Genomic DNA, 11,956 nt, shown 5'->3' on the forward strand with positions numbered 1-11,956 from the left:
CAAACAGCTGCGAGCCCTTGTCCGCGAAACGCTGCGCTCCTCGGCGGCACAGAGGGGGCGCCCACCCCGCACCACACACCGGGCTTCGCAGTGGAGTGATCGCCCTGAGCGTGTCCACGGCGTTGGGGTCCCTGTCTGCGGCGGGCCGTTGAGGCACCGCCGAGCAGCGCAGCGACGGGCGGATCAGGGCTCGCCGCTGTTTGAGCGCAGCGAGTTCGGCGAGACCCCGCTCGTCGTGAGCAGCGCAGGGGAGCCCGAAGGGCCGGTGACGTCGGCCCGCCACAGACAGGGCCCCCAACGCCGCTCCCCGCCCTCTGCATGCATTCGGGAAACACGGAAGACAACGTCATGACCGACGTCGTCCTGCAACTGCTCAACGTGGAAAGCGCCTACGGCCCCATCAAGGCCATCCGTGGCGTGAGCCTGAAGGTCAAGCAAGGCGAGATCGCCACGGTGCTGGGCTCCAACGGCGCAGGCAAGACGACCATCCTGAAGACCGTCTCCGGGATCATCGATCCGCGCAAAGGCAGCATCGAGTTCGAAGGCAAGGACATCACCGCCAAGGACCCGGCCTACATCGTTCAGCAAGGCCTGAGCCACGTGCCCGAAGGCCGCGAGGTGTTCCCGCTGCTGTCGGTGAAAGACAACCTGCTGATGGGCGCCTACACCCGCAAGGACCGCGATGGCGTCGCGAAGGACATGGAGACCGTCTACACCTACTTTCCCATCCTCAGGGAGCGCGCCACGCAGGACGCGGGGCTGCTGTCGGGCGGGCAGCAGCAGATGCTGGCCATCTCTCGCGCCATCATGGCCGCGCCGCATCTCATTCTTCTGGACGAACCCAGCCTGGGGCTCAGCCCCAAGCTGACGAAGGAAATCTTCGAGATCGTGGTGCGCATCAACCGCGAGCGCGGCACCACCATCCTGCTGGTCGAGCAGAACGCCAACATGGCGCTGAACGCGGCCGACCACGGCTATGTGCTGGAGAACGGCCGCATCGTGATGGAAGACACCTGCGAACGCCTGCGGGAGAAGGACGACATCAAGGAGTTCTACCTGGGCGTGAAGGACGACGGCGTGCGCGGCGAGCGGCGCTGGAAAAAGAAAAAGACCTGGAGATAACCGCCATGCAAGGACTCTGGGACCTCGACACCTTCGCCCCCCGGCTCGACGTGGTCGTGCCCGGCGACACGCTTTCCGCGATGTTCTGGAACGCGGTGCAGCAGCGCGGCGACGCCACCTGGATGCGCCAGAAAGAGCTGGGCATCTGGCGCACCTGGAGCTGGCGCCAGACGGGCGACGCCGTGCGCGAGATTGCGGCGGGGCTGCATGCCATCGGCTTCGTGCCGGGCGAGTGCGCGTCGATTCTGTCGAACACGGTCATCGAATGGGTGCTGGCCGACCTGGCCGTGCTGAGCTGTGGCGGGGTGTCCAACGGCATCTACCCGACCGACGCGGCCTCGCAGGTGCACTACCTGTGCGAAGACTCGCGCACCACGGTGCTCTTCGTTGAAGACGACGAGCAGCTCGACAAGGCGCTGGAGGTGCGCGCCGGACTGCCGGGGCTGCGCTGCATCGTGGTGTTCGACATGGAAGGCCTGCGCGACCTGGACGACGCGGCGGTGATGAGCCTGGACGCGCTGCGCACACTGGGGCGCGCGCACCTGGCCACCGACCCCGAGGCGGTGGCGCGCACCGTGGCGGGCTGCCGCCCGCAAGACCTGGCCATTCTGGTCTACACCTCGGGCACCACCGGCAAGCCCAAGGGCGCGATGCACAGCCATGCGGGGCTGGTGTACACCGCACGCGGCTACAACTCGCTCATTGCGCAGGACGAGACCGACGAGCGCATGTGCTTTCTGCCGCTGTGCCACATCGCCGAGCGCATGGGCGGCGAGTACTTTGCGATGTACACCGGCTCCATCCTCAACTTCGTCGAGAACCCCGAGACCGTGCCGGAGAACGTGCGCGAGATTGCGCCGACCGTTTTCACGGCCGTGCCGCGGGTGTGGGAGAAGTTCTATTCGGGCGTGATGATCGCGCTGAAAGAGGCCAGCCCGCTGCAGCAGGCCGCCTACAGCTGGAGCATTGGCGTGGGCGAAGACATCGCCAACCGCGTGCTGGCGGGCGAGCCGGTCGGTGCGCTGCTCAAGCTCAAGTTCAGGCTGGCGCGGGTGCTGGCGCTGGACAACGCGCGCAAGCTCATCGGCATTCACCGCGCGCGCTTTCTGGTGACAGGCGCGGCGCCCATCTCGCCCGAGCTCGTGAAGTGGTACTTGGCGCTGGGCGTGCCGATGCTGGAGGTGTGGGGCATGACGGAGTCGTGTGGTGCGTCCACGGCGGTGCCGGCCACGCGCATCAAGCCGGGCTCCATCGGGCCGGCCACGGGCTACAACGAGGTGCGCATCGACCCGGCCACCAGCGAGATACTGGTGCGCGGCCCCAACGTGTTCATGGGCTACCTCAACCTGCCCGAGAAAACGGCAGAGACCATCGACGCCGACGGCTGGCTGCACACCGGCGACGTGGGCGTGATGGACGAGGACGGGTATTTCCGCATCACCGACCGCATGAAAGACATCATCATCACGGCGGGGGGGAAGAACGTGACGCCCAGCGAGCTGGAGAACGAGCTCAAGTTCAGCCTCTACATCACCGATGCCGTGGTCATTGGCGACAAGCGGCCCTACCTCACGGTGATCGTCATGATCGACCAGGAGAACGTCGAGAAGTTCGCGCAGGACAACGACGTGCCGTTCAGCAACTACGAGAGCCTGACGCGCACGAAGGAAGTGCAGGCGCTGATACAGGGCGAGATCGAACGCGTGAACACCAGGTTTGCGCGGGTCGAGCAGATCAAGAAGTTCTTCTTGCTCGAGACGCAGCTCAGCGCCGAGGACGAAGAGCTCACGCCCACGATGAAGCTCAAGCGCAAGCTGGTGCAAACGAAGTACGCAGAGCGCATCGACGCCATGTACAGCTGACGTTGCAGCCCCGTTTTTTTCGCCAACCCGAGGAGACAACCGCATGAAGCTCAAGACACTGACGACGCTGGCCGTGCTGGGCCTGATCGCGACGCTTGCGTCCGCGCAGCAGCAGGGCGTGAGCAAGGATGAGATCCGCATCGGCACCATCCAGGACCTGTCGGGCCCGCTCGCGGGCTTCGGCAAGCAGGCGCGCAACGGCATGCAGCTGCGCGTGGACGAGCTTAACGAGCAGGGCACGTTGAACGGGCGCAAGCTCAAGCTGTTTGTGGAGGACTCGGGCTACGACCCCAAGAAGGCGGTGCTGGCCGCGCAGAAGCTGGTGAACCAGGAAAAGATTTTCATCATGGCCGGCCACATTGGCACGGCGCAGAACATGGCGGCCATGCCGGTGCAGTTCGACAAGAACATCATCAACTACATGCCCATTACCGCGGCGCGCGAAATGTACGAGCCGCTGAACCGGCTGAAGTATTCGTTCGCGGCCACGTACTACGACCAGATTCGCATCGCCCTGCCCAAGATGATCAAGGACAAGGGCGCCAAGAAGGTCTGCACCATCTACCAGGACGACGAGTTTGGCCTGGAGGTGCAACGCGGCGCCGAGGCCGGGCTGAAGGCCACGGGCATGGAGCTGGCCGAGAAGACCTCGTTCAAGCGCGGCGCCACCGACTTCAGCTCGCAGGTTGCGAAGATGAAGGCCGCCAACTGCGACCTGGTGGTGCTGGGCACCATCATTCGCGAGACCATCGGCACGGTGAGCGAGGCGCGCAAGACCGGCTTCAACCCGACCTTCATCGGCTCCAGCGCGGCCTACACCGACCTCATTCACAAGCTGGGCGGCAAGGCCATGGACGGCGTGTACGCCACCATGACCGTGCAAAACCCCTACACCGACGAGCAGTCGCAGCCGCTGCGCTTCTGGGCCAACAAGTACAAGACCAAGTTCAACGAAGACCCGACCGTGTTCTCGGTGTACGGCTACGTGATCATCGATTCGTTCATCAAGGCCGCCACCAAGGCCGGCCCGGCGCTGACGACCGACAGCTTCATCAAGGCGATGGACAGCATCACCTTCGAGCCCGACATGTTCGGCAGCCCGAAGAGCACCTACACCGCCACCAAGCGGCTGGGCAACGACCAGTCGCGCCTGTCGCAGATCAAGGACGGCAAGTGGGTGGTGGTCTCCGACTATGTGACACCATAACGGGCACCATGCCCACGACTACTGCCGCCAGCTATTGGTTGATGAAATCCGAGCCCGACGAGGTCTCGATCGATGATGCGCTCGCCGCGCCCGACGCCACGGTGGCGTGGACCGGCGTGCGCAACTTCCAGGCGCGCAACTTCATGCGCGACGGCATGAAGGTGGGCGACGGCGTGCTGTTCTATCACTCGAGCTGCCCGCAGCCGGGCATCGCCGGCATCGCGCGCGTGGCCTCGGGCGTGAAGCCCGACCCGACGCAGTTCGATGCCAGGTCGCCGTACTACGACGCCAAGTCGAAGCCGGACGATCCGCGCTGGCTGCTGCTCGACGTGCAGGCGCTGCGCAAGACGCGGCTGCTGGCGCTGCCCGAGTTGCGCGACAGGCCCGAGCTGGCCGAGCTGGTGGCGCTGCGCAAGGGCAACCGGTTGTCGATCACGCCGGTGGAGCCCGCGCACTGGAAGGTCATCGAGAAGATGCTGGGCTGACTTGCGCCCGTTGCTTCAGGTGCTTCAGGTGCTTCAGGTGCTTCAGGCGTTTCAGGCCGCCCTGGCCAGAATCGGAAACAGCTTGCCCAGCCCGTCCGCCATCACCTCGACCGCCAGCGCCGCCAGGATCAGCCCCATCAGCCGCGTCATGATGTTGATGCCCGTCTTGCCCAGCACGCGCGCGATGGGCTGTGCCAGCGAGAAGGCCAGCGCCGTGGCCAGCGCCACCACCACGCCGTAGCCGACCAGCACCCCCAGCTCCCACAGGTGCTGCGTCTTTTCGGCGTAGATCACCACGGTGGAAATGGTGGCGGGCCCGGTGAGCAGCGGAATGGTGAGCGGCACCACCGCGATGGACGCGCCCATCGAGGCCTTCACCTCGGTGGCGCGCAGCTCCTCGACGTTGGTCTTGCTCTCCGCGGGCTTGGCGTTGAGCATCGACAGCGAGCTCATGAGCAGCAGCAGCCCACCGCCCACCTGAAAGCTGGCAATCGAAATGCCGAAGAACGACAGCAGCTGCAGGCCCAGCAGCGCGCTCACGGCAATGACCACGAAGGCGCTGAAGGCCGACATGCGCACCGTGTGGCGGCGCTGCGCGTCGCTGTAGCCCTGCGTGTAGTGAATGAAGAAAGGCACGATGGCCAGCGGGTTGACGATGGCCACCAGCGTGACCAGCGGCTTGATGAGGTCCATCGAAGTGCTCATCGCTCAGCGCCCTCCGGCAACGTCCAGCAAGGCCATGGTGGTGTAGCTCGCCTCGGCCGAGAGCAGCCACAGGATGGCGCCCGCGATCTCGTCGGCGGTGCCGGCGCGCTGCATCGGAATTTGCGGGCCGAGCGCGGCGGCGCGGTCGGGCAGGCCGCCGGACGCATGGATCTCGGTGTCGATCACGCCGGGGCGCACCGCGTTCACGCGGATGCCCTCGTGCGCCACTTCCTTGGCCAGCCCGACGGTGAAGGTGTCGATGGCGCCCTTGCTGGCGGCGTAGTCGATGTACTGGCCCGGCGAGCCCAGCCGCGACGCGGCACTCGACACGTTGACGATGGCGCCGCCCGCGCCGCCGTGCCGGGTGCTCATGCGGCGCACGGCCTCGCGGGCGCACAGGAAGCTGCCGATCACGTTCACGCGGAACATGCGCTCCAGCCGGGCCGCGCTCATGGCGTCGACGCGCGCCGTCACGTCGACGATGCCGGCGTTGTTGACCAGCGCGGTGAGGCGCCCGAGCTTGGCGTCGACCTTCTCGAACATGGCCACCACCTGGGCCTCGTCGCCCACGTCGGCCTGCACGGCCATGGCGGTGCCGCCGCCCGCGCGAATGGCGCGCACCACCTCGTCGGCGGCCAGCGAATTGCTGGCGTAGTTGACGGCCACCGCGTAGCCGCGTTGGGCGGCCAACAGGGCGGTGGCGGCGCCAATGCCGCGCCCGCCGCCCGTGATCAAGAGCACTTGGTCCAAAACCTACCTCCTGCAGAGAAACTGCGTGTCAGTTAAAACCGTCGGCTTGGATTACATCATCGGGGGCACGCGCGTGAGCACTGACAAGACCATCGACTCCATCGACTCCATCGACTATTACTTTGCGCCACAGAGCCCATGGACCTATCTGGGGCATTCCCGCTTTGCGGCGATTGCCGCGTCCGCGGGCGCCTCGGTGCGCGTGCGGCCCATCGACCTGGGCAGTGTGTTCCCCGTGTCCGGCGGCTTGCCTCTGGGCAAGCGCGCGCCGCAGCGCCAGGCCTACCGGCTGGTCGACCTGGCGCGCAGCTCGCGCCACCTCGGCCTGCCGCTGCACGTCAAGCCGAAGTTCTTTCCGGTGGCCGGCGACGACGCGGCGCGACTGATCATTGCGGTCGACCTGCACGACGGCACCGAGGCCGCGATGCGCATGTGCGCGTCGATCTTCGCGGCGGTGTGGGCGCAGGAGCGCAACATCGGCGACCCGAACGTGCTCGAGGCGCTGGCCGTCGAAACCGGCCTGCCGGCCAAGCGCGCGGAGCAGTCGCAAAGCCAGGCGGTGCAGGAGCGCTACGAGGCCTACACACAGGAGGCCATCGACATTCAGGTGTTCGGCGCACCAAGCTACGTGGTCGGCGGCGAAATTTTCTGGGGGCAGGACCGTCTCGACTTTGTCGAGCGGGCGCTGCAGACCTGATTTCCCTTGCCGGGATTTCGGTATATCCGCATTCAGTCAGTCATTCATTCATCTGCCATCAAGGAGCAACACAACATGGGTCAATTCATCGATCTCACCGCCAAGGATGGCTTCACCTTCCCCGCCTACGTGGCCGAGCCCGCGGGCAAGCCGCGCGGCGCGGTGGTGGTGGTGCAGGAAATCTTCGGCGTGAACTCGCACATCCGCTCGGTGGCCGACGGCTATGCGGCCGACGGCTATCTGGCCGTGGCGCCCGCCACCTTTCAGCGCGTGAAGCCGGGCGTGGAGCTGGGCTACACGGACGACGACATGAAGAACGGCTTTGGCCTGAAGACGGCGGTCGAGGCGCTGCCCGCGCCCGGCGTGCTGCAGGACATCGAGGCGGCCATTGCCTACGCGGCCAAGGCCGGCAAGGTCGGCATCGTCGGCTACTGCTGGGGCGGCCTGCTGGTGTGGCGCGCCGCCGCACTGCTGCCGGGCCTGGCGGCCGCCGCGCCGTACTACGGCGGCGGCATGACCTCGCCGGAAGAAACCGCACGTGAACCCAAGGTGCCGGTGCTTGCGCACTTCGGCAACCAGGACCACTGGATTCCGCTGGACACCATCGAGAGCTTCAAGAAGGCGCACCCGGAAGTGGAAGTGCACGTGTACCCGGTGGGCCACGGCTTCAACTGCGACCAGCGCGGCTCGTACGACGCCGACGCGGCCAAGCTGGCACGCGAGCGCACGCTGGCGTTCTTCGCCAAGCACGTCGGCTGAGTTTTTTTGCCGCGCCATTGAAAAACCCGGCGCTGCCGGGTTTTTCATTTCAGGCGTGGCTCGGCTTGCGCGCCGTGCTGCCGGGCCCCACGCGGGTCTGCAGAAAGTCGAGCAGGGCGCGCAGCGCGGCGCTGTTGTGGCGCCGCTGCAGGTAGGCGGCCGACAGCCACATGTCCTTGCGCGCGTAGTCCTGCAGCACGGGCACCAGCTCGCCATGGTCGAGGTGTGTCTGCACCAGGATCGACGGCAGGTAGATCACGCCGAAGCCGTGCATGGCCACGCGGATCAGCGGTGCGCCTTCGGTGCAGTCCATGCGGCTTTTCACCGGCACGTCGAGCGGCGTGCCGTTGTCGTCGAAGCGCCAGACCGGCTGCTGGCCCAGCAGCGAGAAGGTCAGCGCCTCGTGGGTGGACAGGTCGCGCGGATGCTCGGGCTTGCCGTGCTTCTTCCAGTAGACGGGGGAGGCGCAGACCACCATGTTCATGAGGCGCAGCTTGCGCACGATCAGGTTGGCGTCTTCCACGGGGCCGCTGCGCAGTTCGACGTCGATGCCTTCCTCGGCCAGGTCGACGGTGCGGTTGGTCAGCTGCAGGCTGATCGTCACGTCGGGGTAATAGCGCATGAAGTCGGCCAGCAGGTTCGGAAACTCGCCGCTGCCCATGCCGTGCGGCGCCGAGATGCGCAGCCGCCCGCCGGGCTGGCTGGCGCGGTCCTGCAGCTCCGACTGGGTGAGCTCGATCATTTCGAGCATGGGCGTGCTGCGTTCCAGCAGCAGCTGGCCGGCGTCGGTGAGACTCACCGAGCGCGTGGAGCGGTTGAGAAGGCGCACGCCGAAGCGGGTTTCCAGCTCGGCCACATACTTGCTGACGGTGGCCTTCGACATGTCCAGCTTTTTGGCTGCCTGGGAAAAGCTGCCGTGCGAGGCAACTTCCCGGAAGGTTCTGATCAGGTCGAGACTGTCCATGAGAGTGGGCCCATTGTTTCCGTTTGGGTAACGCGATGGTTCGATTCTCCCGGGTTTTTCCTGACTGGCTTGGGCGACACTTCGGTTACACGCCGATGCCGCCAGCCAGGCTGGGTCGTTGGAAAGAACTGAAATGAAGACTTCGAACATTCTTGTTGCCGCTGCTCTCCTGCTGTCGGGCGCCTCGTTCGCCCAGGCCCAGGCCCAGCCCCAGGGCTTCGCGCCCGTGCAGCCGTTGAAGGCCCAGACCGACCGCGCCGACGTGGCGGCCGGCGCCGGCGCCGCGGCGCGCGGTGGCAACGTGTATGGCGACGTGGTGGCGCAGCCGCTCACCTCACGGCCCAGTGCCCGCGACCGGGCCGCCATTCGCGCCGAGGCGGTGGCCGCGGCCCATGCGCCGAACCAGAACCTGGACCGCCGCGCCTTCGTCAACAGCGAAGTGCCGCCGCAGTTCCAGCCCGCGCGGCCCTGAGGCGAAGTCAGCGCCAGCCAGCAGGCCGGGCCGGTGCGAACCGGGCCCGGCTTTTTATCGCTTGCATGCCTTCATGACGTGATTGTTTCAATAGAGGAAACACGGTGTCTCTGATCGAGGTGTTTTGACACATCCATTCGCCCGGAAACTCGTCGCACAGGCAAGCGAACCAGCAAGCCTGGTGGACGCAACATCCGACCGAACATATCTGGAGAACTGACAATGAAGACCTCGCACATCCTCGCCGCTGCCGCCCTGACCCTCCTGGCCGCCACCGGCGCCCAAGCAGAAACGTACCAAGGCGTGAACACCGCCGTGTCGACCAAGAGCCGTGACGACGTGAACGCAGAAGCCGTGCGCGCCGCATCGGCCCCCAACCAGAACGTGACCCGCGGCTCGCGCGGTGCTGAAACCGTTGCCGTGTCCAAGGACCGCGCCCTGGTCGAAGCCGAAGCCGTTCGCACCGCCTACGCTCCCAACCAGAACGTGACCGGCGGCTCGCGCGTGAACAGCAAGGTGGTCTCGAACATGCCCCACCCGATGGACGTTCGCGTTCAAGCCCAGCAAGGCACGGGCGCTACCACCAAGTAAGACGGCCGCCCTTCGGGGCTGTTGAATTGAAAAAGGGCCACGCTTTTGCGTGGCCCTTTTTCGTTGGCGCGCGGCGCCGGTGCGTCAGTGTTTTATCGTGTCCGGGCGAGATAGCGCTTGCGCCAGAAGATCAATACCAGCAGCAGCGCAATGACCAGCATCGACGTCATCGCGATCCAGAAGCCGTCGGCCTTGTGCACCAGCGGAATGAACTCGAAGTTCATACCGAAGATGCCGGCAATCAGGTTCAGCGGCAGGAACACGGCGGTGAGCACCGTCAGCACCCGCATGATGTCGTTGGCGCGGTGGCCCTGCACGCTGAAGTGCATCTGCACGGCGGTCTCTGCGTTCTGCTCCAGCCGGTGCACATGGTGCACCACGCGCTCGATGTGCTCCAGCACGTCGCGGCTGCGGATCAGGATGAGTTCGCGCTCGCGCTGGTCGGTTTCGCCCTTGGGCGCGGGCAAGGTTTCGAGCGAATCGATCCAGTCCTGCATGGCGGCGCGCTGGTCTTCGCAGATTTCGTCCAGGTGGTGCAGCGACTGCCGGGCCTGCATGAGCGCGCCCCAGTTGGTGAAGCGGCTGCGCGGATCGATCAGTTCGGTCTGCCAGTGGTCGAGCTGCTTGGTGAGCTCGCGCCGCAGGTCGAGGTAGCCGTCGACGATCTGGTTGATGACACGCAGCATCAGGTCCGACGGGCTTGCCGGCAGGCGCGTCGAGGTGGCGCGTGCGTCCAGCGCCGGGGCGCCGCGGTCGTCGGGCGAGCCGGCCGCGAGCAGCCGTGCCGCAAAGCCGTCGCGCACGGCGCCGTCTTCCGGGTGCACCGACAGCAGCACGCGGTCGAACACGGCGAACCCGACCGGGCGGGTGTCGACGCGGCGCAGCACGGGCGGGCCGCCGCGGGGCGGCGGCGTGCCGGCGGCCGGCTGGGGCTGGGGCTGAGGTTGGCCCACGGTCGGACCTTGCGCACTTTGCCCCTGGCCGTTCGCCAGGCGGCGGAACACCAGCACGTCGTACTGCGAGGTGTAGTCGTAGTGCGATGGCAACTGGTCGTTGAGCAGGTCGGCCACGTGCAGGTCGACCAGTTGCGTGAGGCACAGCGTCTGCAGGATCTGCTGCACCTCGGCCAGCGCGCCCCCGAATTCCTCGCGCGTGAGCGAGATCCACAGGTAGACGCCGGCGCCGCACGCGCCCGGCACGGTCAGGGGTGCCAGCGTGGCGTGTCCGCTGACCTGCGAACGGCCGATTTCAAAGATGCGCATGCCCGGTGCCTGCGCGCTGTCAGCGCTTCAGCAGGCGCACGGCATCGAGCGCGAAGTACGTCAGCACGCCGTCGGCGCCGGCGCGCTTGAAGGCCAGCAGGCTTTCGAGCACCACGGCGTCGTGGTCGAGCCAGCCGTTCTGGGCGGCGGCCTTGAGCATGGCGTATTCGCCGCTCACCTGATAAGCGAAGGTCGGCACATGGAACTCGTCCTTCACGCGGCGCACGATGTCCAGGTAGGGCATGCCGGGCTTCACCATCACCATGTCGGCGCCCTCGGCGATGTCGATCGCCACTTCGCGCAGGGCCTCGTCGCTGTTGCCGGGGTCCATCTGGTAGACCTTCTTGTTGCTCTTGCCGAGCCTGGCGGCCGAGCCGACGGCGTCGCGGAAGGGGCCGTAGAAGGCGCTCGCGTACTTGGCGCTGTAGGCCATGATGCGCGTGTGAATGTCGCCGCGGGCTTCCAGCGCCTGGCGGATGGCGCCGATGCGCCCGTCCATCATGTCGCTGGGCGCCACGATGTCCACGCCGGCCTGCGACTGGGTGAGCGCCTGCTTCACCAGCATGTCGACCGTCACGTCGTTCAGGATGTAGCCGGTCTCGTCGAGCAGGCCGTCCTGGCCGTGGCTGGTGTAGGGGTCGAGCGCAACGTCGGTCATCACGCCCAGGTCGGGAAAGCGCGCCTTCAGCGCGGCCACCACGCGCGGGATGAGCCCGTCGGGGTTGCAGGCTTCGTCGCCATTGGGTGTTTTCAGGCTGGCGTCGATCACGGGGAACAAAGCCATCACCGGAATGCCGGCTTCCACGCACTGCTCGGCCACGGGCAGCAGCAGGTCGAGGCTCAGGCGGTCGACGCCGGGCATCGAGGCGATGGCATCGCGGCGCTTCTCGCCCTCTTGCACGAACACCGGGTAGATCAGGTCGTGTGCAGTGAGCGCGTGCTCTCGCACCAGGTTGCGGGTGAACGTGTCGCGGCGCAGGCGCCGCGGCCGCCCGGCGGGAAACATGGCCAGGGGGGAGGTGGAAGACGTCATATGTCCAAAATTGTGCCTGAAGCAAGTTTTGGCGTTACTTTGTTGCA

At 66.4% G+C, this 11,956-nt stretch carries 13 protein-coding genes; 8 read left to right on the top strand and 5 right to left on the bottom strand.

The genetic code is table 11. From position 1 onward, the window contains the following. Positions 1 to 348 precede the first annotated feature (348 nt). The 4 genes from VLK31_RS15010 to VLK31_RS15025 are packed head-to-tail and all read left to right on the top strand — an operon-like array spanning position 349 to position 4,676. Positions 349 to 1,122: an ABC transporter ATP-binding protein gene (locus VLK31_RS15010; protein WP_409169195.1), complete on the top strand. Its 774-nt coding sequence runs from the start codon at positions 349 to 351 to the stop codon at positions 1,120 to 1,122. A gap of 5 nt (positions 1,123 to 1,127) precedes the next feature. Continuing rightward, positions 1,128 to 2,984 carry an AMP-dependent synthetase/ligase gene (locus tag VLK31_RS15015; RefSeq protein ID WP_409169196.1) on the top strand — a complete coding sequence of 619 codons (1,857 nt, stop codon included), beginning with the start codon at positions 1,128 to 1,130 and terminating at the stop codon, positions 2,982 to 2,984. Positions 2,985 to 3,027: 43 nt separating this feature from the next. Continuing rightward, positions 3,028 to 4,191, top strand: coding sequence for an ABC transporter substrate-binding protein (locus VLK31_RS15020; RefSeq protein ID WP_409169197.1), 1,164 nt, complete (start codon positions 3,028 to 3,030; stop codon positions 4,189 to 4,191). Between the two features lie 8 nt (positions 4,192 to 4,199). Next, complete coding sequence (locus VLK31_RS15025) at positions 4,200 to 4,676, top strand: EVE domain-containing protein (RefSeq protein WP_409169198.1); 477 nt, start codon at positions 4,200 to 4,202, stop codon at positions 4,674 to 4,676. Positions 4,677 to 4,727: 51 nt separating this feature from the next. On the opposite strand, the gene VLK31_RS15030 is transcribed toward VLK31_RS15025, so the two are convergent. Both VLK31_RS15030 and VLK31_RS15035 read right to left on the bottom strand, forming a co-directional pair. After that, entirely contained in the window at positions 4,728 to 5,381 is a 654-nt protein-coding gene (locus VLK31_RS15030; protein WP_409169199.1) for a MarC family protein, read from the bottom strand. A 3-nt stretch (positions 5,382 to 5,384) separates the two neighbouring features. Beyond that, positions 5,385 to 6,131, bottom strand: a complete 747-nt coding sequence (locus tag VLK31_RS15035) for an SDR family oxidoreductase (RefSeq protein WP_409169200.1) — start codon at positions 6,129 to 6,131, stop codon at positions 5,385 to 5,387. Positions 6,132 to 6,177: 46 nt separating this feature from the next. Between VLK31_RS15035 and VLK31_RS15040 the strand changes: the two genes are divergently transcribed. Together VLK31_RS15040 and VLK31_RS15045 are read left to right on the top strand one after the other, a co-directional pair. Continuing rightward, entirely contained in the window at positions 6,178 to 6,828 is a 651-nt protein-coding gene (locus VLK31_RS15040) for a 2-hydroxychromene-2-carboxylate isomerase (RefSeq protein ID WP_409169201.1), read from the top strand. A 75-nt stretch (positions 6,829 to 6,903) separates the two neighbouring features. After that, positions 6,904 to 7,587 carry a dienelactone hydrolase family protein gene (locus VLK31_RS15045; protein WP_409169203.1) on the top strand — a complete coding sequence of 228 codons (684 nt, stop codon included), beginning with the start codon at positions 6,904 to 6,906 and terminating at the stop codon, positions 7,585 to 7,587. Between the two features lie 49 nt (positions 7,588 to 7,636). Here VLK31_RS15045 and VLK31_RS15050 read toward each other — a convergent pair whose 3' ends face one another. Then, positions 7,637 to 8,551 (bottom strand): LysR substrate-binding domain-containing protein, encoded by a 915-nt coding sequence (locus VLK31_RS15050; protein WP_409169204.1) that lies wholly within the window; start codon positions 8,549 to 8,551, stop codon positions 7,637 to 7,639. A 133-nt stretch (positions 8,552 to 8,684) separates the two neighbouring features. Between VLK31_RS15050 and VLK31_RS15055 the strand changes: the two genes are divergently transcribed. Continuing rightward, a complete protein-coding gene (locus tag VLK31_RS15055) occupies positions 8,685 to 9,023 on the top strand; it encodes an alpha/beta hydrolase (RefSeq protein WP_409169205.1) in 339 nt (112 codons plus the stop codon). A gap of 222 nt (positions 9,024 to 9,245) precedes the next feature. Beyond that, positions 9,246 to 9,614 carry a DUF4148 domain-containing protein gene (locus VLK31_RS15060; RefSeq protein WP_409169206.1) on the top strand — a complete coding sequence of 123 codons (369 nt, stop codon included), beginning with the start codon at positions 9,246 to 9,248 and terminating at the stop codon, positions 9,612 to 9,614. Positions 9,615 to 9,706: 92 nt separating this feature from the next. Here VLK31_RS15060 and VLK31_RS15065 read toward each other — a convergent pair whose 3' ends face one another. Both VLK31_RS15065 and hemB read right to left on the bottom strand, forming a co-directional pair. Continuing rightward, positions 9,707 to 10,876, bottom strand: a complete 1,170-nt coding sequence (locus VLK31_RS15065) for a magnesium transporter CorA family protein (RefSeq protein WP_409169207.1) — start codon at positions 10,874 to 10,876, stop codon at positions 9,707 to 9,709. A gap of 19 nt (positions 10,877 to 10,895) precedes the next feature. Continuing rightward, entirely contained in the window at positions 10,896 to 11,909 is a 1,014-nt protein-coding gene (hemB, locus tag VLK31_RS15070; RefSeq protein ID WP_409169208.1) for a porphobilinogen synthase, read from the bottom strand. Between the last annotated feature and the right edge of the window lie 47 nt (positions 11,910 to 11,956).

This window comes from Variovorax sp. H27-G14 (assembly GCF_046156345.1).
In the GTDB taxonomy this organism is placed as follows: Bacteria; Pseudomonadota; Gammaproteobacteria; order Burkholderiales; family Burkholderiaceae_C; genus Variovorax.